We start from the raw sequence: 26,481 nt of genomic DNA, 5'->3' as shown, positions 1-26,481 counted from the left end.
ATGTTTTGGATTAACTATTGCCGACACTGTTTAGAAGAGACAACAATTTTTACACAGGCACCTTGTGGGGTGTTTTCTAAGAACAACTGTCCTGAATGTTTTTGTGCCACTTTTTCGGCAATAGAAAGACCAATTCCATAATTTCGACTCCCTGTCCGGCTTGTATCCTGTTGCCAGAACATTTCCTTTGCATGGTGTATCGCTGTTTTTGAAAAGCCAGGCCCTTGATCCTGAACGCTAAATAATGTTTCCTGTTCATTTTGGCATGCAGAAATAGTAATATATCCTCCGGTTTTAGTAAAGCGTATCGCATTTTCGACAATGTTGATCAGCGCGCGGGCCAGCATGGAAGGGTAAACCATTATTGGGCGTAAATTCTCGCTATACACATACTCTAGCGAAATTGACTTATCTTTAGCCAGTGGAGAAAGAATCGTGTTAAGTTCGCCCAACATTGGGACAATATCAATCGTCTCCATTACTTCATTATCCATATCAATAATGGATACCTGCTGCAAAGCACCCACATACTGCTGTACCCGCATTCCTGCGCTAAATATAGAATTAACCAGCGCTGCCTGTTTCTCTTCCAAAGTATCTTCCAAAAGTAATTCGGCGTTACCATTGATTACTGTCAACGGTGTCTTTATGTCATGGGCAAGGGCGGCAATTTCTTGTTTGCGTTGCTGTTCAGATTCCCATTGTCTGATAAGCGTATCTTTCAGAATGCTCCGCATGTCGTCCATTGATTGCAGCGCGTGGTTAAATTCATTTATGCCCACAGATGTGGTGATTGGTGTATCCAGGTCTTGCTGTGCGATTTGTTTGCTGGCATTTTCTACCAAGGCCAACTTATTACCCAGCTTTCGACCCATGCTACGAACAAAAAGCAGGAAAAATAAAACCGATGCCATAACTGCCAAAAACAACATGATCAGTTCCGCATTGGGCAAAACGTTTTGCAATGTTGGATTGGTAAAGCTAGCCACATAGCGCCAAGTGAAAAGGCAACGGCTTCCATCCTCATAGAATACATACACACCTGTGCCATAGGTTACGTTTTCAGCTGTATATCTTGAAACCTCCTGTGAAAGGGTACTTCCCTCCAGGGAAGATGCCCTTACATTTCCCTCTTTGTCAAAATAGATATAATCGTACAGAGTGGGTTCTAAATCATTTGTGAACATCCCACTCTCGCTTTGCCGGTCTATTTCCACCCTGGCTTCCCTCTCTCCTGCATTGGCTGGCGCAATAACGCCAGCTTCCATGCAAAGAAAAAGGATGATGAATGCCAATGCAAAGATAACAACTATTCCGACAAAAAACAGCAGTAGCGTGCGAGTGAAATAGCCTTTTAAACCGATTGCTTTTCTCTTTTCCAACGGTATCCAATCCCCCATACGGTTTCTATCGGCTCAGCTCCATAGGGTTTTAGCTTTGCACGGATATTTTTAATATGCTCCACAATGACACTTTCGTCTGATTCTCCATCATATCCAAAAACCACTTCATATATTTGGCCTTTGGAAAACACCTGTCCAGCATGTTCCATTAAGGTGGCGCAGATGGCATACTCACTTTTGGTAAACGCAATGGCGATATTTTTATATAACACCCGCTTTCCGGACACATCCAATACCAAATCCCCCAGGCGCAACGTGTGTAGATGACTGCGGGATTCCCTGCGTAAATGTGCGGCCACCCGTGCCCGTAGCTCCGCAGCCGAAAACGGCTTTTGAATATAGTCATCAGCGCCAAGCCCAAGACCGTGCACCAAATCATCTTCAGCCGTTCGCGCTGTAACAAAAAGAATCGGTATATCGATTGTGTCTCGGATACGCTTACAATAGGAAAATCCATCTTCACCAGGCATCATGACATCCAGTAAAATCAAGTCGGCAAGACGAGCCATTTCCGGCGATACTTTACAGGTTGCCGTCACTGTTTGCACCAAATGGCCTTCCCGCTCCAGTGCCGTTTTTATAAAAGCCAGAATTTCTGGTTCATCATCAACAGCTAAAATATGTGCCATCGTATCCCCCCTGTATTCTTAATTATACAATGATCCGGGATAAGAAGACAACCGACCATTTATTCATCGTTTTTTCTCCCTTCCCAACGGTGAAACCATACAAACAGAACTGCCAGCATCAGCAAAGTCACTATTGCAGCTACGACTATGCCTAACTGCATAGCGGGTACTGTGCGCATATCGCCCTGCGTCCAATACCTGGACAACAGACTGACAAGCCGGACGCCCCAGGCACTGGGAACATAAAACCAAATGGTTTCACCAAGCCCTGTAAGCATAAGCGCAGAAAAAAGAATTTCCGCAGCAGCCACTGCAAAGCTCACATTCCGACCAAACTGAAAGCCCAGCCAGGTGTGAAACAGATATTCAAAAACAGCACAGCCCCAAATAAGCAAAGCCATGCAAAGCGTGAGAGAAAGAGGAACTGAAAAACCCGGTATCCTGATTACCGCCACAACACTGTAGCCCAGGGTAACTATCAGACATGCTACAAGACCGCCAAGAATCAAAAAGATCAGTTCAGACAGCAGGTTCTTCATCCGTGATGGGGCGCTCAAAAGGAGGAACCCTCCTCCGGCTTCCACATCTTGTTCGGTGAGGATTGAGCAAATCCATGCCGCTAAGAGCGGATAGATGAGTGTTAACACCTGATAATAGTTTACTGTAAATTTTTCCGGAGGATAAATGGTCATGCTTTGGTATACCGTAAAGACTAGAATTCCCAATACAGGAATAGCAAGGTGAACGATAAAAAAAGGGGTTTTGGATAGCCTGATGGCATCAGAAGATAGTTGCATGCTAAACTTTTTCATTCTATTCACTCCTTCCATTAAACCAGATCTTTGTTAACAGAAGTGATACTGCAAGCAGAACGGAAGTAATGAGTATGCCGGGGAACACCACACTGCTATCATGGAGCGGGCTGTCAGGAGCCATCAACACACCATTGGGATTAATCCCCAGTATGGGTGCCATTAAGCGGGCAGGTATTGCAAATGGAATAAACCAAAAACGGCCGCCAGCAATATCTTGAATCGAACAAATTATATTTACGCCAAGAATCCCCAAAAAAGTCACCACCGAATTTAGCTTGGCGGATAAGAACATTCCCAAAGGTATTTGCCATACCCATGCAATTGTTAAGACAACTGCGGCAGCCAGTCCCCGCCAAATAGGATACTGAGAACCAAAGAAAAGACCGGAAATGGTGGTCAGACCAAAAACGATGAGATTACCAATGAAAATATAAAAACAACCCGTCCAAACCTTTGCAAGCCACACACGGCCCTTCGGTGCAGGCAAGGTAGCCACATTGAAAAACTGCATTCTTTTGTCTGGCTCGATCAGATTAATGCAAATCAATGCCACCGTGACCGGAAGGAACATCATATACCACCAGTTATACGCACCTATCTGAGTCAATGCCCCGCCCATCAATACAATAGCCATGAGCGCAACTAGCGATGGGAAAAGCACTAAGCTTTTTCTGCCAAAACTGCGGCGTCCCTTTATAAGCTCGGATTTTATAATATTTACCATTCTAGTAAGCCTCCCTGTTACTGCTCATGCGAACAACATCCATAAACAGGGCTTCTAGTGAAGCGGTATCATTGGGAAGTTCTCCCTGATAGCCTAACCGCCCATTGGCAATGATGCCGATTTTATCCACTGTGTTCTCAACCTCAGAGAGAATATGACTTGACAGAATAACGGTGATTCCTTGTGCAGGGAATGAGCGTATCAATTCACGTAGTGATTGAATACCCATCGGGTCAAGTCCATTGGTTGGTTCGTCCAAAATAAGCAGCTTGGGGTGGTTCAGCAAAGCTCCGGCAATACCCAAGCGCTGTTTCATACCCATCGAAAATTGCCGAGCTTTCTTTTTTCCTGTGCCTGTTAAATCTACGATATGTAGCACCTCGTCAATTCGGGTTTTCGGTAAGCCTAACGCTGTGGTTCTCACCAGCAGATTTTCGTAGGCTGTGAGGTTTCCATACAGCGGGGCACTTTCTATCAATGCGCCGATTTCAGACAAATTTTTTCGTTGCCACGGCCTCCCTTTGTATCGTATTTCTCCTTTTGACGGCTTTGCAATACCGGTTATCATTTTCAAGGCAGTGGATTTTCCCGCCCCGTTAGGCCCCAGCAATCCGTATACAGTATTTTCCGGGATAGAAAGCGAAAGTCTATCCACAGCGTTTTGTCCCTGATATGTTTTTGTGAGCGCTTCAGTTGTTAGAATCATATTTGACATAGTTGTATCTCCTTTCGATAAAGCAACTATATCAGGAGACTATAAGGAATTTATAAGGATTAGAAACTCACTCAAAAATAATCACTACCTGAATGTAGAGGGCGCAGAAAGAAGAAGCATGTCAAAACTGCTCAGTCATTCCCCGTTCCTTTTAACCTTAAACCGCAGTACGGTCTTACGTTTATCCACGCTTGTCCGGCGGGGATCTGACAAATAGATTTCCCGATGGGTTTTATCAATCCGCAAATAGCCATGGTCTTTGCAAAAAGTTTCCATCCGTTCAAAGCTGGCCGGCTCATCATCATAGCTGCCCAGATGCAGCATCTGACAACAAAGTCCTTCATTTAGCGCTTCAACCTGAAGACCCTCAAGCCAGGGATTGGGCTTTTTCTTTTTCACCTCATCAAGAAAGCGCTTGGCCAAATCAGCCGTTAAGAAATCTGGCTGGCGAATCATAATGGTATAAGCATAATTGCTCTTGTCGGTGCTGTCTTTGGTCTTATCCACCAGATCCCAGACTCCTTCAAGGGGGAAAACCGCATAATCATAATACCCTTCGGGAACCGCCTTGCCCTTATGTGACATTTTAACGGCATAACTAAAACTGTAAAGTGCGGCCACCGCCTCGGTAAATTCGTCTCCGTTGGGATCCCCCTCGCCCTTAATTAGGGCAAAGGGAATTGCTGGCACGTCAATGATTGACGGCTGCCTCTTGGGAAGGTACAAGTCCTTAAACTGCTTTTTATATTCCACCTTTTCCACGAATAAACCTCCTCTTAATTAAGCGAGATATAGATGTGTATCTCGGCGTTTTCCATGTCTTCACCTGGCTGATATTCCTCAAAATCACAGCCAAATTTCCGGTCAAGGGACATCTCCCAGAGCTTCATCCAAAACTCTCCCACTGCCTTTTGAACATCCCCATGGACAATGAATTTTGCATAGTTTCCAGGCATAATGGTTTCAATCGTAACCTGTTCGGGCTGCAAAACCCCGCTTTCTACCTCGCAGCCGACCATAACATCGTAAGCGCCCAACTCAGCCTTTTCGTAATTGGTGTAAAGCCCGATACACTTTTCATTCGTTTTACCTTTTAACAATGCATCAATTCCACCACCATAAAACTGTTGCCAGGTTGTGCCAATCTTTTCACCCATCTGGGGATCGGTATTACTGGTTCTAATTCTTAGTCCCGCCACTTTTTTTTCGTCCAATTGCACTAATTCATATTCCATAATGTATACCTCTTTCCTTCATAAGATAGCTTCAGTATACACCCTTTAATATGACATCTTATGTCATATTAAACATATTTTTTTAAACTATTGACCAGTTTTTTTCTGATCTGCTCCCGCAACCACAAGGGCTCCATCACCTCAACCGCATCCCCATAGGACAATAAATACCCTTCAATCCAGCCATCCTCCGGCAGTCTGACTGAAACGATGAAGCTATCATCTGCCTGCTTTTTTATGGCCTGCTGATCAAATTCATCGTAGACCCGAAAAGCCATCGATGCCTCAATTTTAAGAACCAGTAAAAACTCCTGGGGTTTTCTCTTAAACAGTTCAAAGTCCACCTGGGGAGGAGTCTCCCGAATAAAGTATTCTGCCAGAACTTCCAGATTTCTGATACGGCTGACCTTAAAAAAACGATTTTCTGCTTTGCTCAGACAAAATCCGTACAGGTACCAAGCCTGTCCTTTAAAGAGCAGCTTGAGGGGCTCAATCGTCCGTGTGGTTGCTTCGCCATAGGAACTGTAATAGTCAAACCGAATACGCTGATGTTTTAATATAGCGTTTTTCAGGTGATTAAACTTCTCCTGCTCTTCCAAACCGCTGCCCCAATTCGAAAAATCCACATCAATCCAGTCAGCATTGTTTTTTTCAAACAAGACTGCCAGTTTTCTGAGTACCGGCTCCACCTCCGGCACATTGAGCGCCTTCATACCCTGAAGCGATGAAAGCACATTGATTTGATCGTTTTCCGATAATACGGATTTTTGTATGACATAATTACTTAACAGGCAAATTCCTCCGCTTTTGCCTTTTTCAGTATAAATGGGAATCCCGGCCGCACTCAGAACCTCCACGTCCCGATAAATAGTGCGCATGGATACTTCAAAGTAATCGGCGAATTCCCGGGCTGTGACCTTTTTCTTTTCGATGAGCATATAGACCATTTCAAACAAGCGATTGACCTGCACGAGCACTTCCTCCAAATTGACTGTTAATATTTTTGTTCGGCGTTTTTCTTTCAATTTTATCTTATTATATTGGTTCCGATTCTCTTCGGGTTAGTTTATCCATTCATTGAACCCTCTATTTCGCATATTAAAACACCATCAATACTTCAATTATACTTATAGTATACTAAAAATACTGATGTTGTCATTTTTTTTACCCTACAAAAAAAACGCTACCCACACGGGACAGCGTTTAAGCTATATCCAAAGTCGAAATGAAGTGCTGAAAATTAGCACTTCTGATTGTGTGGCCATGAGCGGACTGGCTTGCCTGTCGGATTCATTCGCACAAAGGATCAGACCCCTGGGTCACAATAGAAATTCAATTGGCCGGTACTGAGCTTGTCTTCCAACTCAACGCTGTCACAAGAACTGCGTTACGTTTTAATTCACAATAATCTGTTTTAAATATTTTATAACCAGATCGGCAAAACGATTGATGTCCTTGATGTAGGCAAAGTCCTTGCCATAGATCAGCTTTTCGGCCATCAGATCCTGCTCCTTGCCGGTGAAAACGCCCAGCACCATAATCCCCTGCTGCCGGGCAAAACGAACTTCCCGGGCGGTGTCGGCAATGGCCACCCGGCCCCGGTAGGCCTCGGCTAAATCATTGACCTGGCCCTTACCAACCTTGATATCGTTGGGCCGTCCATCACTGAGCACAATCAGGATCTTGTTATCCTCCCGGCGTTTAATCAAATCTTCACAGGTCGCCTTAATGGCCAAACCATCGCGATTGTTTCCGGAGCAATAATATTCAAAAATATTATCATTGGCTGAAAGCGGTGATTCGTAATCCCGGAAGCGTTTGATCACCGTATAATCCAAGAAACTTGAAAAACCCAGCACCCGGTTGGGTAGCCCCAACTGGGTTAAGGCCATCGCCAAAATATAGGCCTGAATGGCTACCTTGGACTGATTACGCCGCTGGGAACCGCTGGAATCGATGAGAATATCCACCACAAAGCTGCCCTTGTTATTATCGATATTCTTGACAAAGACCTTATTGTTGCTGCTGCGGCCAATCCGCCACAGTTTGCTGGGGATCAGCTGGCCAGAATCCGACGGGATGGCGTCGACAATTTCCTCCTGCACCAGGGTCCGGGACATGCTCTCCCGCAGCTTATTGATATTGCGCTTGAACACCTTGTAGTTGGCCCGAAACACATCAGTATTTTTAACCTGATGCCGCTGTACATATTTTTGCTGAAATTCATTATCACTATCGCTACGAATTACGCCATCAGTCATGTGAATCCGACAACTGCCGTGAGCCCCTTTACAAACCCGGTTCTGCAGCTTTTTAACCTCGCTGATTTCTAAAAAAGAGTTGCCGTAATAATAGGCCACCTTTTCATAGATTTTTTCAATGTCCTCTTCCTGAACCCGCAAAATCCGGTTGTCGGCGTCATTGGATAGGCTGGCCATATCGCCCTGGGATTCGCCCAGCAGGGCTTCGGCAATTTCTTCAATCGAGGCTTCAATATCCAGGTCTTCGGGATCTTCAAACATTTCTTCCAGCATAAAGTCCGAAAAATCACCACGGATATGATTTTTATTGTGACCGGATTCGTAAGCTTCACCGCCCTCACCCTCGACAAACAGCGGGAAATATTTCATATAAAGATCTTCAATGCCTTTAAGCAATTCGATGGTATCTTCCCGCTTCTGTAATGCCATTAGGTCATTGGCAATACTCCGCGTCTCGGTATCGACCATCGGGGTTTTGCCGATTTTTTCAAGAATCATGGCGTGGCGAACCTTTTCGAGCAGATCATCGGTGTGGAGCTTGTAATAATTGGAAAGAATATCGTCATAGGCGTTTTTACGGATATCATAAACCCCGGGGCGTTCGGCAATAATCTTTTCTTCCACCACCACATCACTGCCCATGGCAATCAGGCTTAAGAGAATATCCTTATTAAAACCGGCCCGATGGCGACTGATGACGTATTTTTTAACGGCTGGCCAGTTAATGTATTTGCGTCGTCCCCCGGCGGTGACAGCATGGTAAAGGGCGACATTTTTGGAAATAAAACTTTTCTCACCACTGTCCATGTTTTCGTCATAATCGCCGGAAATAGTCCACATCAGGTTGGCCACCCGATTGTCAAACTCATAGTCTTCGTAAATCCATTTGGCATCCTTCACAGCGCTTTCCTCCCTTCCCTGGATTGTGGCGTTTTAGTGGGTAAAGACATCAGATGCTTCCCAACTCTCCCGGATCCGGGTTTTGATGACATCCAGGACAATTTCCTTTTCAAACTGGTCAAAGGTTTTGCCGATAACACCCATATCCACGGCCAGCATTGGTTTGAGCCCCCGACGGATGGTTTTTAAGCTACCGATAATCCCCCGGAGATCCACCGATTTGGTTGAAATTTCGGAGTTTTTCGATTTTGCCTGAAGATCCAGAAAGATCCCAGCAAACTGCGGCAGGATTTCTGGATTGGCATCGGGGAAATATTCTTTTAGAATAATCATCAGGGTGTCTTCTTCAATCTGCGGAATATCAATGGTCATAAATCGGGAGACCAGGGCTTCGTTAAGCTCTTTGGTGCCAGCATATTCATAGTTCATCGTGCCGATAAAGCGGGTGGCATCGTGGAGCTTGATTTTTTCGTAACCCGGCACATCAATGACCTTGCGGTAATCAAGCGCCGAGTGAAGCACCACCAGAGCATCATTTTTGGCCATATTGATTTCGTCAAACACCCCAAAGCCGCCATTAATGGCGCACTCATAGACCGATCCCCGACGCAATCGAACCTCGTTATCAATAAAGGTATCGGTACCAATCAGGCTGGAGCTATCGGTGTTGACATGGAATGAGGTGTTCCACTGGGGCCGGTTAAAGAGCTCGCAAATATTGTCAGCCAGAACATTTTTCCCGGTGGCCTTGGGGCCGGAGAGCAGGATGTTCTCCCCCTCTAAAATGGCGGTAATGCACATCGACCAGATGTCCTTGCCATAAAAAACGGTTTCAGTACTGGGAACCCGGTCCTGAAGGCGATCTTCCAGTTTATAAAAATGTTTGAAGTACTTTATATCATCGAGCAGTTTCTCGCTGATTCCCTGTTTTAATAGTTCCTGTGTTAATCTCATTTCTTTTTTCCTTTCGCTAATGCTCTGCACTCATTCTGCAACGATTTATTTAGAATGATTTGAATATAACACAAAACCCAGCGGAATGGTTAGAAAAAATGCAAAACAACAAAAATTTATATCTTTTTTAAGCCTTTTATCATAATCTGTCAAAGCCCGGTAATTCTTTTAAAATCGGTTATTCTGTTTTCCGCCAAAAAAGCGACCCCCAAACGCGAAGGATCGCTCTTTGTTGTTTCGTATTATTTTTTGATCGCTTCCAGTACCTTAATCATCCCCGTGTTGGCATTTTCAATAACCGTCGCAATCTGTTCCCGGGTTATATCGTCCAAATGAAAACCCGCTACCACGGTACACACACAGCGGCAACTTTCAGAAACTTTTTTAGCCAGTGGGATCGCCAGAGCATCGTCCTTATGTGACCGAGGGGTATAGCTGCTCAACCGACCATCATCGCCAATGGCAGTGCAGCCGATATGGGTGTCACCGCCAGTGAGCAAAATCAGCCAGTCTTTGCCAACCGGGATGATCTCATACTGTAGCGCCGTTTTTCCGCTGCCCTGGGTCAGTATGATGCGATTATTCATGGCCGTCCTCATGACCCCAGCGGGTAAACAGATTGTGGGGGATCTTTAATAGATCAAAGACCTTGCCGACACTCTGGTTAATCACATCGTCAATCGATTGGGGTTTGTGGTAAAAGCCCGGCATTGGCGGCAGAATAATCCCGCCTGCCTCGGTTACTGCGGTCATATTGCGCAGGTGAATCAGGGTCAGCGGGGTTTCCCGAACCATCAGTATCAGTGGTTTGCGTTCCTTCAAGGCCACATCACCAATCCGAACGATCAGGTTATCGCTAAAGCCATTGGCAATGCCGGCCAGGGTCTTCATGCTGCAGGGCGCAATCACGGTGGTATCAATGCCATAAGAACCACTGGACACGGCCGCCGCCATATCCCGGCTGTCGTAGATACAATCGGCCAGTGACAGCACGTAATCTTCAGTATAGCTGGTTTCCAGACTAATGGTTTTGGCTCCCCATTCGCTTAAGATAAGCGAGACATGGTGTTTTGTCTCTTTTAATGCTTCCAGCAACCGGATACCATAAACAACCCCGGATGCCCCGGTAATGCCTACCGCAATTTTCATGAGTGTTTTCTCCGTTTTTCTGTTTTTTCATAATCAATGCCAGTTTCATTAATGATGACCCCGTAAACTATTTCAGCAGTTTCTCTGGAAATAATATCGTCCAGTACATCTTCATAAACTTTCTGCGGCGCTCGCTTGTGCGGATCTCCCCAGCCGCCGCCACTGCTGGTGTTTAGATAAATCCGATCACCCTTCACCGCATGACGAGGCGCTTCCTTACTTTCCATACTGATTTCTTCTCCTGAATGTACAAAAACGCTACGGTTTTTACTACCCGGATGCCCCCCCCGAAGTCCGTAGGGGGCAAATTTAATGCCATCGCCAAAATTGACTACATCACCGGTTTCAGCGGTGATCTCAAAGGCGTATTTCATCCCGGAGCCTCCCCGGTATTCACCGGCCCCGGCGGTATCATTATCCATCTCATGATGCAGGGTTAAATGAGGGTACTGAACCTCGTTGGACTCGATATTGGGAGCCTTGACCCCGCCGAAGTTGGATAAGGTTGCCATATAGGGTTTTCCGTCGTGGCCAGCCATCGCTCCGCCGCTGCCCAGCGAACAAAATGAAAAGCCAACATAGTAACGACCGTTACGGGGATCAACGCCATAAAAGGATGGTCCCAGATAACGATGGTAACCGGCCGACACCCGGCCCGACTGTGCTTGATCCAGGGCTTTAAAAATCACACCGATGATTTCGCTGGCCGGGGTCAGAGTACACAGCGTCATTGGTGCCGGAAGCCGAGGATTGACCAACGAACCCTCGGGCAGATTGACTTCAATGCAGTCGAAGGCACCGCTGTTTCGGGGTATATCTTTACCCAGAAACCACAAGGCAGCAATCCCGGCAGCACAGGTAGCCGTCACTACTGATGTATTGATAAAACCTTTGACCTGGGCATCGGTGCCGGTAAAATCGACTAGCATCCGGTCCCCAGTGATGGACACCGTCACGGCGATTTTGACCGGTTCGGTTTGAAACCCGTCATCATCAATGTAATCCACCGCTGTATAGGTGCCGTCTGGTATTTCTGCAATCCGTTGACGGGTCAGGGTTTCGGTCTGCAGCAACGACTCGCTAACCGCTTTCTTGACGGTAGCCACCGAATAGGTGCCTAACATCTCTTTGATTCGACGGGCGGCCAGACGGTTGGAACCGATCTGAGCCAGAAAGTCGCTGGTGAGCATCTCCGGATTTCTTGTATTCAAGCGGATCAACTCCAGCACGTCGGTAATCATTTCGTTGTTTTTCATCAGTCGGGTCGGTGGAATCCGTAGCCCTTCCTGAAAGATCTCCGTTGCCTTGGGATTATAACTCCCGGCGGTGGAGCCGCCGATGTCGCCGTGATGGGCCCGGCTGACACAGAAGAACAACAGCTCGTCCTGATAAAATACCGGGGTAATAATGCCAATATCCGGCAGATGATTGCCGCCGTCATAGGGATCGTTGATGATAAACACATCACCGTCTTCGATGACTCCGCCGTATTTTTTAAGCACCGCTTTAACGCTAAATGATCCCGCCGTGGCCAGAATCGGAATGCCGCTGAGTTGAGAGACCAGGTCGCCAGCCGCATCACAGATACAGCAGGCGAAATCACAAGCTTCGGCAAAAATCGGGGAATGGGCCGAGCGCTCCAGGGCGATGCCCATTTCGCTGGTGATGCTATCGAGCCGGTTCATAATCACCGTCCGGTTAATGATATCGTCAGTTCGTAGGTTCATCGGTCGCCTCCTTTCTAAGTGCAAAGATGCCCTCATCCTCACAAATACAATAAAAACCGTGCGGAACAATCAACGTCGTATAGGCAAAATCAATTAGGGCCGGACCGTTAATCGGTTTTTTTAAATCGCCAGCCTGATAAACGGGAACGGCAATCTCACCCTGACAATTAAAGACCTCACCAGCAACGATTTTATTTGTCACCCTGCTGATAGCTTTTGAAGATGGGAATAAAATATTCTCCTGATCGCGTTCTGAACAGGCCAGGTGTAAATCAATAATCTCCCATTCCTTGTCTTCGGCATATTCATAAATAGCCTCATGGGTTTTATAGAAGGCTTGCTCTACATCCGTAATACTTCCGGGACTAAATTCACCCAGCGTCCAGGGTACGGATATCTCGTGATGCTGACTGACATAGCGCATTTCCAGCATCAAATCAAAACACTGGCGGCTTTTTTCTACCCCCAAACGCTCCAACTGTACAGTCCCTTCGGCTTTCATGGCTGCAACCATGGTGTTTAATCGCTTGGCATCCCAACATCTTTTTTCCATTAAAATGCTCTGGTTGATGTCGTAACGGCAGGCCGCGCCCAACATGCCCCAGGAACAAAAGACTGGCCCTTGTACCGGAATTAGGGCTTCCGGCATCTGCAAGGATTCCATAATCCGGGCCGCAAACAAACCAAAGGCACCACCGGCACTGATTAAGCTGTAAATTCGGGGATCATTCCCTTTCTGAGTCGTCACCAGCCGCATGGCATCAGCCATCATTTCGGCGGTAATGCTGTAGATAATCCGGGCGGCATCCTGCACTGAAAGATTTAAGGGATCGGCCACCTTTTCTTTAATCGCTTTAACGGCCTGATCCATGGATAGCGGCAACTTGCCGCCAAGAAAATTGTCGCCGTTGATCAGCCCCAGCACGAGCAACGCATCAGTAACGGTCGGTTGTTCACCGCCCTGGTTATAACAGGCCGGGCCGGGAATGGAACCAGCAGAATCCGGCCCAATCAATACCCGACCACCAGCTTCCACATGGGCAATACTGCCGCCGCCAGCGCCGATGGAGCGGATATCGATCATCGGAATGCTCAGCGGATAGCCATCCAGTTCAGTTTGCGGCACCAATTGATTGACCCCGCCACTAACGACATGGAGGTCAAAGCTGGTTCCACCCATGTCGGCCAATACGGTATGGGTACGACCCAGGGCCTTCCCCAGAGCCTCATTGCCGACAGCCCCACCAGCCGGACCGGATAACAGAGTTTTGACCCCAAAATTCTCTAGGGCCCCCGAATCACTAAGACCGCCGCTGTTTTTCATAATATGAATCGGTTGATCCCAACCAAAGGCCGCCAGTTCCTTTTTGACATTCTTCAGGTAATCGGCTAGCACCGGGGTGCAATAGGCATTGATCACTGTGGTGGTGGTGCGCTCATATTCCCGGATTCGGGGTGAGACTTCTGCAGATAGCGATACAAAGACTTGAGGCAGTTCCTCCCGAATAATTTCAGCAGTCCGCTTTTCGTGTTCCGGATTAAGAAATGAAAACAAATAGCAAACGGCAATCGCCTTGACCTCCGCTTCCCGACACTTTTGACAGGCAGCTCGAACGGCGGCTTCGTTAAGCGGTTTGATAATCTGACCCTGATAGTCCATCCGCTGTTCAATACCCAGTCGCAGCCGCCGGGGCACCAGCACCATCGGGTTTTCGATCGCCAGATCCCACTGATTAGCCAGTTGGGCCCGGCGAATTTCCAGGGCATCGCGAAATCCCGCCGTCGTAAACAGGGCAGTCTTCACCCCTTTTTTCTCCAGCAGAGCATTGAGGGCCAGAGTCGTCCCCAACGAAATTTTTTCAGTCTGGGCTAATAGTTTTTCCAGATCGGTTCCCCAAACCATCGCCAGTTCTTTAAGTCCGGCCAGAATGCCCTGAGCGGGATGATCATGATTTGTGGGATTTTTCAGGGCAATTCGCTGTTCGGGCTGATCCCCTAAACAGCCCACCGACGTGTAATCGGTAAAGGTACCACCGGTATCAATCGCAATTTTTATCATCGTTTGTCCTTCTTTTTATATACTTAATCATTTCTAATGCTGCCATAAGCTCTGCTAGCCAGTTTACGCGATACAATTTCTACACTGTACGGCGTACAGTCTATCGACTGTTCGCCTACACGTTACGAAATTGTTTTCGTGAAGGCAATGAGCCAATCACAAGCTTGCTTGTAATTGGCGACAGCCTGCGAACCAGAAGAAATTCGCATTGCGATTTCTTCTGGTTGTGAAACTGACTATCAAAGCAATTATTGTTCGATTATTAAAATTCTCAACTCAACTATTTTACATATTTAAACAATCGTTTGACGTCTTCAATGACATTTTCATCGATATCGATTTTGGGTGAGTAACCGCTAAGCGGTTTAGTGGCGTCGATGCCCATTTTGGCCGTCAGGCCATCGTCACCAGTAGAGGGATCCAGGGTTTCGCCCATCATATTCGGGAAGATCATCACGCCCCTGTCGGCCTGCAACCGGGTGGCCATCGCCCACAGCACTTCCTGCTCGTTGAAGACGTCGACATCCTCATCCACGACAATCACCATTTTGATGTGATGATCCATGCCCAAGGCGGTTAACATAACCTGTTGCGCCTGTCCTTCGGCGGTTTTCTTCATCGACACATAGCAGTGGAAAATCCCACAGGAAGATAAGGGCGAATGAACGGCCTTGATGTTGGGTAGATTCTGTTTTAAGAACTTGGTGATATCCCCTTCCCTCTGGATTGAGACAATCGTAATGTGTTCACTGCTCATCGCTGGGGTCAGATCGTGGAAAATCGGTTTTTCACGGTAGCGGATGGCATTGACCTGAAAGACATTTTCGGTGCTGCGGAAGCAGGCGTAATTGGTGTATTCGGCAAAAGGGCCTTCCGGCTCCCGAACATTGCAGAGGACTTCACCTTCCAGCACAATTTCGGCATAGGTGGGTACATTCAGATCCATGGTGGCACAGGGGGATACTTCCAGCGGTTCCCCGAATAATCCGCCGATGGCGCCGTATTTTCCCAGATGATAAGGAACCGAAGCTTGCGAGCCCAGGGCAATATTGGGATGGACGCCGATACAGATGGCGGCTTTCATGTTCTCACCCCGTTCCTCACTCTTTCTGAAGAATTCCCACATCCGCTGACGGGAGTGGAACGAAATCCCCAGTTTATTTTTTCCCTTCAGTTGCAGCCGATGAAAACCCAGCGTTTCACAGCCGGTTTCGGGATCTTTGGCAACGGTCACACCCGAAGTGATGTAAGGACCGGCATCAATGGGAAAGTGGGTAATAATCGGCAGTTTGGTTAAATCCACCGCATCACCGGTCAGCACATGGGCATTGCAGGGCGGGTTTTCAACCACCTTAACGTCATCAAAGCGATTTTTGATCCGCTCGGCAAACTCAAAGGAGAGGTCTTCGGTTTTAACGCCCATCGCCTTGGCAAAGCGGCCCTTGGTCCCGAGAATGTTTGTCACCACCGGAATATCGCCGCCCTCCACCTGATCAAACCACATTACCGGATATTTCCGTTGTTTTTCCAGCTCCATCATCAAGGTGCTGATTTCATATTCCCGCTTAACCGGTTCTGTCACATGACAGATTTCCCCATCCTTTTCCAATTGTTCTAAAAACACCCGTAAATCCTGACTCATCTTCGCTTTCTCCTTAAATTGTAAATAAACTTTAACGCTTATGAAACTGCCGTGAGCTTCGCTGCCGATTTGCGCTAAACAATTTCTACACTGTACGGCGTACAGTCTAACGACTGTTCGCCTACACGTTACAAAATTGTTTTCGCGAAGGCAACGAGCCAATCACAAGCTTGCTTGTAGTTGGCGACTGCCCGTGAACCAGAATAAACTCGCCTGGCGATTTATTCTGGTTGCGCAAACCAACATCAAAGCAACGATTGTTCGGCTCTTTTGAAATTGGTAATTTTCTGAATGATCACATTAGCTACTTATAAAACTACAAATTGCTTTGGCACCTGTTTTCTAAAACAGATACCAAAGCACTTGATTTTTCTTTATCTTATTTTGATTTTATGGATTATTTTACCATTCCTGATTTTAATAATGCATCATAAACTTTCTTTTCTGCCAATGTTGCCAATGGCCAGGTTACACCAATGGTTATCAGGCTGGATACCGCCGCAACACCTACCGGCAGACCAAGAATGAAAACCAGACCCACTCCCACAATGGCGTTTCCTAAAACACAAACGCCACCCTGAGCCAGAATGTGATGCGACCATTTGGTCATGTCACATTTTACCGCCACGAAGGATACCCAGATGGACGCAATGCCATTGGCAAAGATAAAGGTTGGCCAAAGGGGCGTATACATGATTGAAATCAAGGCTTCCACTTCGGCGGCAATCAGTCCGCCGGGCTGTCTGTAAAGCAGGGTCAGAATCCCGGTAAAGAATGCCCAAACCGTTCCATTAATCAGTAACATACCCATTTTCCCCCAGGGCAGCATGTTATCGATCTGGCCGGTAATCTGGCAGGCGATCACAAAGACGATCCCCATGATGACGGCACCAATTAAAGATTTGGTGTCCGTTTTAAAAATACTTTTTTTCCCAATTGCTTGTTCGTTTTGCATGTTATACTCCTTTTTTGTATAAATTAATTTTTATCTATGCAGTTTTTTAACTGTTATAAAATGGTTTTAATCAAGACTCCGCCAAACCCGATCATCAGGCAGACGATGGTCATTCCTTCGAGTGGCCGGAGATTGATTTTTTTCTGAAAATTTCGGGTTGTATGGCGGCCGTAGCCTCTGAGTTCCACCGATAGCGCCGCATCACTGGATATCCGCATGGCTCGATACATCAGCGGTAAAATTGAGGCCGGCAGGTTGCGGATTTTCTCAATTACGGTATCATTGGGTACCCCCCGGACCGACTGGCTGTCACAAATAGCTTGGTATTCCCCAATCATCACCGGAAAAAACCGGGCTACCATTGGCACCAGCATCGCATAGCGATAAGGAATCCGCCAGTGAATCAGCATCTGAGCCATATCCATAGGATCGGTATGAACCCCGAACTGATAGGCCGAAAATGAGATGATACCAATTCTTAAAAAAGCCAGCATGGAAGTGGCGATAAAGCCGCTGTAAATCTGCAGCATCCCCCAGGAATAAAGCAGCTCACCTTCACGCCCAAAGATCAGATTGATAATCAATACCTGGGTGCCGATAATCAGCAACACAATTGACAGCATTTTAAAAGCTTTCAACGATTTCTCCGAGAGCAGTTCAGAAATCAGGATCACCCCCAGCAGAATGCCATTGAGAAGCATACTGCGCGACATCAGGGCGGTCAGCACAAGAAACAGACACCAGGTCAGTTTAAGCCGCGGATCCAGTTCTTTTAGATTAAACATTTAAAATCGCCTCCTTCGATGAGTTCCAATCGAGCCAATTCGTTCAGATAATTGTCTATTATTTCGGCTTTAAATTCCAAAGCCAGTTGATGGTTGTGCATCACCACAATCCGATTGGCAAAATCTCTGGCTTCAGTCAAATCATGGGTTACCAGCAAAATGGTGACTCCCTGACTGCTGAGATGGGCCAGTTTTTCCATGACCACTTGACTCTGGGCACTGTTTAAGCCGGAGGTCGGTTCATCAGCAATGATCAACTCGGGGTCATTAATGACCACTGACCCCAAGGCCAATAGTTGTCGCTGTCCCCGGCTTAACCGCTGGGGATGGATTTCGTCCAATCCTTTTAGGCCGATCAGAGCCAAGGTTTCTTGAATCTTTTGTTCGATTTGCTGCGCACTGAGGTTCTTATTTTTTAAAACATAGCTGATTTCATCGCGTACCGAGCTGCAAAAGATCTGATCATCGGGGTTCTGAAACAGAAACCCGATCCGGCGCCGTAGTTCGCCCACATTTTTCTTGGTCACCGGACTTCCAAATAGTTCCACCGAGCCCGAGGTTGGTTTGACCAATCCTTCAATGAGCTTGAGCATGGTGGATTTACCGGAACCGTTCTGGCCGATGACCGCTGTGAAATCGCCTTTTTTCAGACTAAAATTTAGCGGCTGACAGCCGATTATCCCACCTTTGTAGGTATGCGATGCACCGCTTAACTTAATCACGTCGAACCGCTCATCCACTTGGATCGGTTTCGCCCGGCGATTGGTTTTCCGGCAGCCATATTTTTTCTGATATTCACCAACCGGCAGAAAATCTTTGACCGTCCCAGCTTCCATTACAAGCACCCGATGGGCATCTTTCAAAACTGCACCAGATTTATCCATAACGACCAGGGTGGTCACCTTTTTCTCCCGGTTCAACCGCCCCAGGTGCCGATAGAGTTCCGAGCTGGTTTTGGGATCCAGTTCGGCCGTGGGTTGGTCCAGTAGTAGGATCGGGGTTTTCATTGCCAGAATACTCCCCAGCACGACCTTCTGGGCTTGTCCGCCGGAAAGGGCATCGGTTGTCCGATCTGAAAATGCCCGGATTCCGAGAAAATCCATGACCGCATTAACCCGATACTCAATTTCATCCTGACTCAAATTGAGATTCGCAACCCCAAACGCCAGTTCATCGCCAACCCGACGATTGACCATCTGGTTTTGCGGCTCCTGCATCATATAGCCCAGATAGTCAGTCATTTGGCAAAGTGGTATCTTTGACACATCCCGATTCGCTACCGTCACCGTTCCATCCAGTTCACAGGGATAAAACTTCGGCGCCGCCGATGTAATCGCATGAAGCAATAACGATTTACCCGATGCCGCACCACCGGTAATGGCAATGAATTCGCCCTCATTGATATTTAGTTTGATGTTTTTAAGCGCTGGTTCCGGTTCGTCGGGAAATGTCAGCGCTGTAATATCCAATTGGATGATCGGTATCATGGAATGGCCTCGTGATTGAATTTTTTTAAAATGACGGTTTTAGTATAAAGCCGAATACTCCGGTCTTTGCTACGCATAAAATTACTGCCGTTTGGTATAAGACCGTGCACTCCGGTCTTCGCTGCGCTGCGACCTTCGTCGCGGGCTACGCCCTATGAAGAATTTGAAAAATGAAATTTTTTATAAGCGAGCTTAATAAAACTTCATTTCCCAAATTCTTCACACGGCTTTATGCTTTCGCGCAAAATAAAAAGTTTCGACTATCCCAGGGTAATCCTAAGGATAGCCGAAACTTTACCGTCGTTTCATACTATATCAATTCATGGCAGGTCTCCTGACTCTGGTTTATCTGTTTTTGCGCCTTCCCGTTTCCAGTGGCATCTGCAAAAACAAAACCATTACAGTGATGGGTTCGTTCAGGATTTTCACCTGATTCCCTATTCTCCTTTGTAAGGCACCATAAATCGTATATCTGTTAAGTTGTATTAATCATAGCGAATTTATTGACAATTGTCAACAGATTAACAAAATTTTTCTTTCTGATTCATCATATTCATTGTTAAAACTGGCAAAATCAATCGTGCCTGTTCTTAAAAAGCAGAGTTGTATCTCGCTTAATGAACAATCGTCTAATTTATCTGATCAGTATTGGCGCTCTGTTCTAATTTTTCTTTATTTTCAGTTATCGCTGATAAATTCCAGTAATACTGCTCTGTTGCATAATATGTCCGTTCATCGCTTCAAGCAACTGCTTTTTTCGGGCACTGCTGTCAAGCTCCAAAAAACAATCAAGTACATAAAATTGAAATAAGTAACGATGACTGTTCCTGACGAAAACCGGCTGTTTCGGTCCCCGATAACGGTTACGGCCATATCCGCATCCCTGTTTTGCGTCACCCAGCACGGGCACAATCGAACCATAGGGTATATTTTCAGAAATCGTTTCTGATTTGGGAATATTCCAGATCAACCAATGATTATAGGCCTCAATTAAAGGAATATCCAGATCATCCATAATAATCGCTATTGATACCGCTTCGGGAGCCAAATTTTTTAATTCAAAAGGGGGTGAACTATCCTCCCCAAATCCAGTATGCCGTTTAGGCATCAGACCATTATTTTCAAACGAACGACTGATGACTTCAAGATTTTTCCGATTCTTCATAACGATTCCTTTCTTTGTGTTAAATCACCATACCGATACAGTTTTACTGATCCAGACAGTGTTGTTTGTCGCTTGCGCAAGTTTTTTGTGGTAACCTTTTTAAAAAAGCGGCATACCCAAGGCTAATAAGAATCAGCACAACACTTACCACTGTATCTTGTTCAAAAGTTGATTGTCCTGAAAAAACACTGAAGGCATTTAAAACTCCATGGGTAAAAATACCAGGCAGCAAGCTGCCAGTTTTGATAAAAAGAATGGTAAACAAATACCCGATGGCAATGGCATAACCAATCTGGAGAAAGGTTTGCCAATATTCAGCTCCATTTAATAAATTAACACTGTGTCCAATCCCAAACGTGACACTCGATATGATTATTGCCAACCTTGCTCTTTTTTGTAAAATCGCTTTAAATAAAAAACCGCGAAAGATCACTTCCTCAATAAAACCAACAAAAAGCATCGTGACAAATACCAGAATCGTTTCAAGTGGCGGATATCGGATCGTTACTCCACCCCATAAATTGACGCTGGCAATGATAATCAGCGGAATAAAAAACAGATATCTTTTAAAATCGCCCCTTGCAACGTTACAAAGGCCATAGTACGATTGCAATTCATTTCGCCGAATCCACCTAAACAACAGAAATGAAATAGCCCCCCCCAGCATCGCTGAGAAACATGATCGGATACCTACCGAATCGGACAGGGAATCAGCCAGACTAAACAGAACTACATAAATGGCAATCCACACCAACGCAAATGCTAACGGATTCTTTTTAAATATATTTGTCATTTTTCTCTTCCCCCGCTTTCAAAGTTAGTACGGCCCCTTTAAAACCCACCTTTAACAAATTCAGAATATGTGCTTCATCAAAGGTCATTTGATTATTCGCCAACAAGCTCGCAATACCATGAACCATAAAAAAGATTTGCTCGAACAACGCCTCAGCCTGACCGGGTGACAATCTAATAGCCTGGGATAAAATCTCTAATACGGGTCGAAGTTCTTCGTCTCGTATAATTTCGAGCAATTCTTTATCAGCAAACTTATCAGACTGAAAAAGGAATTTAAAAATTGCTTTTTCCATTACAGCAAATCTTATATAGCGTATCCCAATTTCCAACAGCGGATTGCTTTCATCATAACCGAAATCCATAATAAACGCAGTATGGTAAGCATCCGCTTTTTTGTAAATAATGCTTTTCAACTCATTCATTCCTGAAAAATAATACATAATTGGCTGAGTCGAGCAGTTCAGCTTTTCAGCAATTTTCCTGGCATTAACTATCTCGATTCCGTCAGTTTTTAATAATTCAAATGCAGCATCAATGATCATGTCCTTTGTAATTCTTGCTTTTGGTGGCATGGTTAAGCCTCTTCCGTATTGCGATTTTTATAATATAACAGCAGTAATATAACTATTGTTATATTACTGCTGTTATATTCGTTTGTCAACAGATTTTATTTAGTTTGGATTTTCGAATCCAAAATCCCCGGAAAATTGATTCATCAGACCATCACATTGTTTAAAACAACCATTTCACTTTAAGCTAATCCCTATGGTAATTATCACGATTACGAGCGAAAATTTAAGTTAAATCTATATCGTCGATGGATCTCTTAGAATTAACTTATTCTAAAGAATCAAACTCTTTTTACATCAGGGATAAGTTTTTTCTATGAAAAAAATGGTTATGGATCTATAATAAAGTATCGAACCGATGTTTATTCGTATTGAAATCGAAGATAGGAAGGACTACCATGACAAAACAAAACACTACTGCCGATCCTTTTTTAACCGGCTACGATCCCCATACCCATGGCGGCCAGTTTCTGGAAAACCTTGCAACCGCCAACTGGTTATCCGAGGCTTTATTCACCGCTCTGGAATTGAATTTTTTTGAAATTTTAAACGCTTTCGGGGATGATGGCGCCAGTATTCCTGCGCTTTCAGAAAAGCTGGGAACGGATAATGCGGCCTTGTCATCCTTTCTGCCACTACTGGAAAGCCTGGGACTAATTTTCTGTTATCAGAAGAATTACAGTAACACCATCATAACCAGACGCTACTTGCTGTCATCCAGTCCGGATTATTTGGGTGATGCCATCAAATTCCGAAAATTTCAATCACAACAATGGCATCAGCTAAAAACCTCGTTGCTAAAAAACAAACCAATTAAACTCAATCAAGAATCGGAGTCTTTATCTCCCGAACAAATAAACCAACTGAAAAAAAAGGCAATTCATGAGTTAACCCGCATGAAAGCCCTTGAATGTGTCAAATTTTTTCCTAAATTATCCGGGAAAATTTTAATCGGTGGTCCCGGAGCCCAAACTATGGCGGACTGTTTTATTGATACTTTTCCAACACTGGATATCACCATCCTGATCGATGATAATCCCTTCCAGACCGATCCTGCCGCTTTAAGCAACCTCAAAAGGCCAGTATTTAATAGCTGTTCCATTGACGAACTGGACACCACGGCTGCGAAAAGTCAGCATATCTATTCACTGATCTTATTCACGGGTTTATTCATCGCTAACGATTATCAATCTATTCTGGATCAATTACTTACCTGTCTGCCGATGCTTAAACCTCAAGGTATCCTGATGCTTCACGATGCTTTTGATGAGCATGCTACCCTGATGGCCAGATTGTCGGGGGTCAATCGGATGATCCATTTCGGTGGCAAAGTCTGTTCTGGCGAGCCAATTATTCACAGCTTGCAAAAAACTGGTCTTCATGTCTCACCTTTGATCCCACTGGAAACTGATACCGCTGTCATCTTTGCCAGCCCATCACCCAACTTTAGCGATTCGCTATCACTCTCGCCCCTGCAGCGTTTAAAGCATCCGATCCTGGCCATTGGCTTTGATGAGGTGATGGCAATCGCTCCCGATTCAGTCGTCGTGACCGAATTTGCTAAAAATAAATGCGCCTTCGGATGCTCGTCGGCCAACCTCAAACACTGTCAGGCCAATGAGATCCCACTGGCAGAAACGAAACGGCTCCTCACCACCTACAACAAGGCTTTTCTGATTAAAGGCATTCCGGGTACTGGTGAATTTCAGCGAAAGATGCTCGAAGCAGAACGATTGGCCTTTACCGGTGGCTACCACAAGGCCTTTGCCTTCTGGGCTGGCCCTTGTCATATCTGTCCCAGCTGCGATCTTACGGCTCCTTGTCTTAATACCAAAAATCGCCGTCCCTCTATGGAGGGCTCTGGCATCGATGTTTTTGAAACCGTCCGTAACAATGGCGAAACCCTGAAAACGCTGGCTGCCAAAGATGAGTTTGTCAAATATTATGGTTTGCTGCTGCTTGAGTAAACACCAATAAATCAAAAAAACACGGTTATTCCGTGTTTTTTTGATTTATTATTCGACGACGATAACCCGTCGTTCGATCGGTTCAAAATTCTTTTCAACGGGCATCTCTGTAGGAACCCCAAAAGGCATCTGAGCAATCAGTCGCCAATCCGATGGAATCAGAAAAGCATCTTTGACGTCCTTGTCAATAATTGGATTATAGTGTTGCAGGCTGGCGCCCAGACCGGCGGCTTCCAATTGCGTCCAGATGGCAAACTGCAGCATTCCATTGGCCTGTTCAGCCCAATCCGGAATACTGTCCCGATAGGGCAAAAACTTTTCCATCAGTCCTTTAGTCACTGAGGTATCATCATAAAACAACAATGTCCCGCATCCTGCCGCAAAACCATTGATTCGATTTTCGGTAGGGCGAAACTCATCTGCTAGAATTCGTTTTCTGAGTACTTCCATCACAATCCCCCAGAATTCCAGATGCTTTTCTCCAAATAATACTGCAACCCGCTGACTTTGGCAGTTAAACGCCGACGGTATGTGCTTCGTCGAATGGTCAACAATTTCCAGTATTTCTTCAGCCGTGATGGTACTTTCATTACAAATCCCGTATATTGAGCGTCGTCCTTCGATAGCTTCTTTAAAATCCAGTGGCATAAATACTCCTTCTTGTAAAATATATTAGCCCTTATGATAAGTATTATACTCCTATTTTTGACAATTTCAATTTGTAAATTAAGTAACCTCAAAAAAACAGCGTCATCATGACCCTGTTTTTTTGATCGTTTTATATTTATTTGCGACTCAACGCTTTTTTTGCAGCAGCAACGATAGCGTTCGCCGTCAAACCATATTTTTCCATCAGCGGTGCCACCTTGCCGGATTGTCCAAACAGGTCTTTTACACCAACCCGTTCCAGCGGTACCGGCGCCTCATCACCCAAAACTTCTGCAACGGCTCCACCCAAACCACCAATAATGCTGTGTTCTTCGGCGGTAACAATGGCCCCTGTCGTTAAGGCGGCCTGCTTAATGGCATCCACATCAATCGGTTTGATTGAGCCCATATTAATCACCTGGGCTGAAATTCCTTCTTCTTTTAGCTGGTCAGCCGCTTCCATTGCCAACGCCACCATTAAACCGGTCGCAATAATAGTCACATCACTGCCACTTTTCATCATACTGGCTTTACCCAACTCAAAGTGATAGCTTTCATCAAAAAGCACCGGCACATCACTACGCCCTAAACGGATATAAACCGGGCCCTCAATAGTCATGGCCGCATCCAGCATTTTTTCGGTTTCGATGGCATCTGCCGGTGATAACACCGTCATATTGGGCAATACCCGCATCAGGGCAATGTCTTCAACCGACTGATGGGAACCGCCATCTTCACCAACGGAGATACCCGCATGGGTTAAGGCGATTTTTACATTCAGTTTCGGATAACAAATACTGTTTCGGATAATTTCATAAGCCCGGCCAGCTCCAAAAATGGCAAAGGTACTGGCAAAGGGAACTTTTCCGGCCGTTGCCAAACCAGCTGCCATCCCCATCAGGTTTGCTTCGGCAATCCCCACGTTGAAATGCCGTTCGGGATATGCTTTCTTAAATATATTCGTCTTGGTTGCTCCAGAAAGATCCGCATCCAGTACCACCAGATTGGGTTTTTTTTCTCCCAGCTTTACCAGATAATCGCCATACGCCTGTCGTGTTGCTTTTTTTTCTGCCATGATTACGCCTCCAATTCTGCCAATGCTTGTTTCACTTCTTCTGCATTCGGCCCTTTTCCATGCCATCCCGCATTATTTTCCATAAATGAAACACATTTACCCTTAACCGTTTTGCAAATAATCACAGTTGGTTTATCTTCTGATTTTTTAGCTGCTTCCACAGCAGTTCGCAGTTCATCAAAGCTATGTCCATCTTCCACCGTGATGACATTCCATCCAAAGGCTTCAAATTTGGCATCAATGGGGAATGGTGACATCACCTCACAGATGGCGCCGTCAATTTGAAGATTATTATTATCCACAAAGGCAATCAGATTATTCAGCTGATAGTGGGAAGCCGCCATGGCGGCTTCCCAAACAAGACCTTCTTGCAGTTCACCATCGCCCAGTAGCGCATAAATTTTATGAGATTTGTTGTCCATTTTTCCGGCCAATGCCATTCCGGCCGCCACCGAAATTCCCTGTCCCAAGGAACCAGTCGACATATCAACCCCCGGTACCTTGTTCATGTCCGGATGACCCTGAAGGATGGAGCCCAGTTGTCGCAGATTTTCCAACTCCGCATTGGGAAAAAAGCCTTTTGCGGCCAGGGTTGCATACAACACCGGAGCCGCGTGTCCTTTTGACAGCACAAAACGATCCCGATCTTCTTTTTGGGGATTATTTTCATCCACATTCATTTGCTCAAAATAGAGCAGGGTTAAAATTTCTGCTGACGACAATGATCCCCCAGGATGACCTGAAGAAGCCTTGCCAATCATTTTTACAATATCCTTGCGGATTCCCCTAACGGTTTCTTCTAAAAATGCCATTTAATTCTCC

The 26,481-nt window shown here is 45.7% G+C and carries 25 protein-coding genes and 1 riboswitch; of the genes, 1 reads left to right on the top strand and 24 read right to left on the bottom strand.

Features of this window, described 5'->3' with window-relative positions; translation table 11 throughout:
• Positions 1-14: 14 nt before the first annotated feature.
• The 21 genes from BI182_RS03150 to BI182_RS03050 form a co-directional block, all read right to left on the bottom strand.
• Complete coding sequence (locus BI182_RS03150; RefSeq protein WP_286805477.1) at positions 15-1,382, bottom strand: sensor histidine kinase; 1,368 nt, start codon at positions 1,380-1,382, stop codon at positions 15-17.
• Complete coding sequence (locus BI182_RS03145; RefSeq protein WP_286805475.1) at positions 1,355-2,032, bottom strand: response regulator transcription factor; 678 nt, start codon at positions 2,030-2,032, stop codon at positions 1,355-1,357. The genes BI182_RS03150 and BI182_RS03145 overlap by 28 nt, the downstream gene beginning before the upstream one ends.
• A 59-nt stretch (positions 2,033-2,091) precedes the next feature.
• A complete protein-coding gene (locus tag BI182_RS03140; RefSeq protein ID WP_286805474.1) occupies positions 2,092-2,844 on the bottom strand; it encodes a lantibiotic immunity ABC transporter MutG family permease subunit in 753 nt (250 codons plus the stop codon).
• Between the two features lies 1 nt (position 2,845).
• Positions 2,846-3,571 (bottom strand): lantibiotic immunity ABC transporter MutE/EpiE family permease subunit, encoded by a 726-nt coding sequence (locus tag BI182_RS03135; protein WP_286805472.1) that lies wholly within the window; start codon positions 3,569-3,571, stop codon positions 2,846-2,848.
• Between the two features lies 1 nt (position 3,572).
• Positions 3,573-4,286 (bottom strand): lantibiotic protection ABC transporter ATP-binding protein, encoded by a 714-nt coding sequence (locus BI182_RS03130; protein WP_070369638.1) that lies wholly within the window; start codon positions 4,284-4,286, stop codon positions 3,573-3,575.
• Between the two features lie 135 nt (positions 4,287-4,421).
• Positions 4,422-5,048 carry a GyrI-like domain-containing protein gene (locus BI182_RS03125; protein ID WP_286805469.1) on the bottom strand — a complete coding sequence of 209 codons (627 nt, stop codon included), beginning with the start codon at positions 5,046-5,048 and terminating at the stop codon, positions 4,422-4,424.
• Positions 5,049-5,062: 14 nt separating this feature from the next.
• Positions 5,063-5,521 carry a GyrI-like domain-containing protein gene (locus BI182_RS03120; RefSeq protein ID WP_286805467.1) on the bottom strand — a complete coding sequence of 153 codons (459 nt, stop codon included), beginning with the start codon at positions 5,519-5,521 and terminating at the stop codon, positions 5,063-5,065.
• 68 nt (positions 5,522-5,589) lie between these two features.
• Entirely contained in the window at positions 5,590-6,492 is a 903-nt protein-coding gene (locus BI182_RS03115; protein ID WP_286805465.1) for a helix-turn-helix transcriptional regulator, read from the bottom strand.
• Positions 6,493-6,915: 423 nt separating this feature from the next.
• A complete protein-coding gene (locus BI182_RS03110) occupies positions 6,916-8,682 on the bottom strand; it encodes a cobaltochelatase CobT-related protein (RefSeq protein WP_228879010.1) in 1,767 nt (588 codons plus the stop codon).
• Between the two features lie 33 nt (positions 8,683-8,715).
• Positions 8,716-9,636 carry an AAA family ATPase gene (locus BI182_RS03105; RefSeq protein WP_070369642.1) on the bottom strand — a complete coding sequence of 307 codons (921 nt, stop codon included), beginning with the start codon at positions 9,634-9,636 and terminating at the stop codon, positions 8,716-8,718.
• A 242-nt stretch (positions 9,637-9,878) separates the two neighbouring features.
• A complete protein-coding gene (gene lpdD, locus BI182_RS03100; RefSeq protein ID WP_286805462.1) occupies positions 9,879-10,223 on the bottom strand; it encodes a prenylated flavin chaperone LpdD in 345 nt (114 codons plus the stop codon).
• Positions 10,216-10,785 carry a UbiX family flavin prenyltransferase gene (locus BI182_RS03095; protein WP_286805461.1) on the bottom strand — a complete coding sequence of 190 codons (570 nt, stop codon included), beginning with the start codon at positions 10,783-10,785 and terminating at the stop codon, positions 10,216-10,218. The genes lpdD and BI182_RS03095 overlap by 8 nt, the downstream gene beginning before the upstream one ends.
• On the bottom strand, positions 10,782-12,512 hold the full coding sequence (locus BI182_RS03090; protein WP_286805459.1) for a hydantoinase B/oxoprolinase family protein: 1,731 nt from the start codon (positions 12,510-12,512) through the stop codon (positions 10,782-10,784). Before BI182_RS03090 ends, BI182_RS03095 begins: the two co-directional genes overlap by 4 nt.
• Positions 12,496-14,571 carry a hydantoinase/oxoprolinase family protein gene (locus tag BI182_RS03085; protein WP_286805457.1) on the bottom strand — a complete coding sequence of 692 codons (2,076 nt, stop codon included), beginning with the start codon at positions 14,569-14,571 and terminating at the stop codon, positions 12,496-12,498. Before BI182_RS03085 ends, BI182_RS03090 begins: the two co-directional genes overlap by 17 nt.
• Positions 14,572-14,851: 280 nt before the next feature.
• On the bottom strand, positions 14,852-16,213 hold the full coding sequence (locus tag BI182_RS03080; RefSeq protein ID WP_286805455.1) for a UbiD family decarboxylase: 1,362 nt from the start codon (positions 16,211-16,213) through the stop codon (positions 14,852-14,854).
• 397 nt (positions 16,214-16,610) lie between these two features.
• Complete coding sequence (locus tag BI182_RS03075; RefSeq protein WP_286805453.1) at positions 16,611-17,168, bottom strand: hypothetical protein; 558 nt, start codon at positions 17,166-17,168, stop codon at positions 16,611-16,613.
• A gap of 53 nt (positions 17,169-17,221) precedes the next feature.
• Positions 17,222-17,953 (bottom strand): energy-coupling factor transporter transmembrane component T family protein, encoded by a 732-nt coding sequence (locus BI182_RS03070; protein WP_286805450.1) that lies wholly within the window; start codon positions 17,951-17,953, stop codon positions 17,222-17,224.
• Entirely contained in the window at positions 17,941-19,440 is a 1,500-nt protein-coding gene (locus BI182_RS03065; protein WP_286805448.1) for an ABC transporter ATP-binding protein, read from the bottom strand. The genes BI182_RS03070 and BI182_RS03065 overlap by 13 nt, the downstream gene beginning before the upstream one ends.
• 307 nt (positions 19,441-19,747) lie before the next feature.
• Positions 19,748-19,917, bottom strand: a riboswitch (cobalamin riboswitch).
• A gap of 205 nt (positions 19,918-20,122) precedes the next feature.
• Entirely contained in the window at positions 20,123-20,605 is a 483-nt protein-coding gene (locus BI182_RS03060) for a YbhB/YbcL family Raf kinase inhibitor-like protein (RefSeq protein WP_148638036.1), read from the bottom strand.
• 43 nt (positions 20,606-20,648) lie between these two features.
• The gene (locus tag BI182_RS03055; protein WP_286805447.1) at positions 20,649-21,398 is read right to left on the bottom strand and encodes a CPBP family intramembrane glutamic endopeptidase; all 750 of its coding nucleotides are present in this window, start codon (positions 21,396-21,398) and stop codon (positions 20,649-20,651) included.
• Entirely contained in the window at positions 21,382-21,972 is a 591-nt protein-coding gene (locus BI182_RS03050) for a TetR/AcrR family transcriptional regulator (RefSeq protein WP_148638037.1), read from the bottom strand. The genes BI182_RS03055 and BI182_RS03050 overlap by 17 nt, the downstream gene beginning before the upstream one ends.
• A 395-nt stretch (positions 21,973-22,367) precedes the next feature.
• Between BI182_RS03050 and BI182_RS03045 the strand changes: the two genes are divergently transcribed.
• A complete protein-coding gene (locus BI182_RS03045; RefSeq protein WP_286805445.1) occupies positions 22,368-23,936 on the top strand; it encodes a DUF2284 domain-containing protein in 1,569 nt (522 codons plus the stop codon).
• 48 nt (positions 23,937-23,984) lie between these two features.
• Here the strand turns inward: BI182_RS03045 and BI182_RS03040 are convergent, their stop codons facing one another.
• The 3 genes from BI182_RS03040 to BI182_RS03030 all read right to left on the bottom strand — a co-directional run bounded on the left by BI182_RS03040 (position 23,985) and on the right by BI182_RS03030 (position 26,471).
• Positions 23,985-24,584, bottom strand: a complete 600-nt coding sequence (locus BI182_RS03040) for a nitroreductase family protein (protein WP_148638039.1) — start codon at positions 24,582-24,584, stop codon at positions 23,985-23,987.
• A 136-nt stretch (positions 24,585-24,720) separates the two neighbouring features.
• Complete coding sequence (locus BI182_RS03035; RefSeq protein ID WP_286805443.1) at positions 24,721-25,659, bottom strand: transketolase family protein; 939 nt, start codon at positions 25,657-25,659, stop codon at positions 24,721-24,723.
• A 2-nt stretch (positions 25,660-25,661) separates the two neighbouring features.
• On the bottom strand, positions 25,662-26,471 hold the full coding sequence (locus tag BI182_RS03030; protein ID WP_070369654.1) for a transketolase: 810 nt from the start codon (positions 26,469-26,471) through the stop codon (positions 25,662-25,664).
• Positions 26,472-26,481: the final 10 nt, after the last annotated feature.

The organism is Acetobacterium sp. MES1, assembly GCF_002237635.1.
GTDB classification, from domain to species: Bacteria; Bacillota; Clostridia; order Eubacteriales; family Eubacteriaceae; genus Acetobacterium; species Acetobacterium wieringae.
The sequence above is the reverse complement of the archived record's forward strand: the minus strand, read 5'-3'. Positions and strand labels throughout refer to the sequence as shown.

Bases quoted from the DNA above. Each gene is read 5' to 3' on its own strand.
- BI182_RS03145 (WP_286805475.1), bottom strand. From the start codon at position 2,032: ATGGCACATATTTTAGCTGTTGATGATGAACCAGAAATTCTGGCTTTT.
- BI182_RS03140 (WP_286805474.1), bottom strand. From the start codon at position 2,844: ATGAAAAAGTTTAGCATGCAACTATCTTCTGATGCCATCAGGCTATCC.
- BI182_RS03135 (WP_286805472.1), bottom strand. From the start codon at position 3,571: ATGGTAAATATTATAAAATCCGAGCTTATAAAGGGACGCCGCAGTTTT.
- BI182_RS03130 (WP_070369638.1), bottom strand. From the start codon at position 4,286: ATGTCAAATATGATTCTAACAACTGAAGCGCTCACAAAAACATATCAG.
- BI182_RS03120 (WP_286805467.1), bottom strand. From the start codon at position 5,521: ATGGAATATGAATTAGTGCAATTGGACGAAAAAAAAGTGGCGGGACTA.
- BI182_RS03105 (WP_070369642.1), bottom strand. From the start codon at position 9,636: ATGAGATTAACACAGGAACTATTAAAACAGGGAATCAGCGAGAAACTG.
- lpdD (WP_286805462.1), bottom strand. From the start codon at position 10,223: ATGAATAATCGCATCATACTGACCCAGGGCAGCGGAAAAACGGCGCTA.
- BI182_RS03095 (WP_286805461.1), bottom strand. From the start codon at position 10,785: ATGAAAATTGCGGTAGGCATTACCGGGGCATCCGGGGTTGTTTATGGT.
- BI182_RS03090 (WP_286805459.1), bottom strand. From the start codon at position 12,512: ATGAACCTACGAACTGACGATATCATTAACCGGACGGTGATTATGAAC.
- BI182_RS03085 (WP_286805457.1), bottom strand. From the start codon at position 14,571: ATGATAAAAATTGCGATTGATACCGGTGGTACCTTTACCGATTACACG.
- BI182_RS03080 (WP_286805455.1), bottom strand. From the start codon at position 16,213: ATGAGTCAGGATTTACGGGTGTTTTTAGAACAATTGGAAAAGGATGGG.
- BI182_RS03075 (WP_286805453.1), bottom strand. From the start codon at position 17,168: ATGCAAAACGAACAAGCAATTGGGAAAAAAAGTATTTTTAAAACGGAC.
- BI182_RS03070 (WP_286805450.1), bottom strand. From the start codon at position 17,953: ATGTTTAATCTAAAAGAACTGGATCCGCGGCTTAAACTGACCTGGTGT.
- BI182_RS03065 (WP_286805448.1), bottom strand. From the start codon at position 19,440: ATGATACCGATCATCCAATTGGATATTACAGCGCTGACATTTCCCGAC.
- BI182_RS03060 (WP_148638036.1), bottom strand. From the start codon at position 20,605: ATGAAGAATCGGAAAAATCTTGAAGTCATCAGTCGTTCGTTTGAAAAT.
- BI182_RS03055 (WP_286805447.1), bottom strand. From the start codon at position 21,398: ATGACAAATATATTTAAAAAGAATCCGTTAGCATTTGCGTTGGTGTGG.
- BI182_RS03050 (WP_148638037.1), bottom strand. From the start codon at position 21,972: ATGCCACCAAAAGCAAGAATTACAAAGGACATGATCATTGATGCTGCA.
- BI182_RS03045 (WP_286805445.1), top strand. From the start codon at position 22,368: ATGACAAAACAAAACACTACTGCCGATCCTTTTTTAACCGGCTACGAT.
- BI182_RS03040 (WP_148638039.1), bottom strand. From the start codon at position 24,584: ATGCCACTGGATTTTAAAGAAGCTATCGAAGGACGACGCTCAATATAC.
- BI182_RS03035 (WP_286805443.1), bottom strand. From the start codon at position 25,659: ATGGCAGAAAAAAAAGCAACACGACAGGCGTATGGCGATTATCTGGTA.
- BI182_RS03030 (WP_070369654.1), bottom strand. From the start codon at position 26,471: ATGGCATTTTTAGAAGAAACCGTTAGGGGAATCCGCAAGGATATTGTA.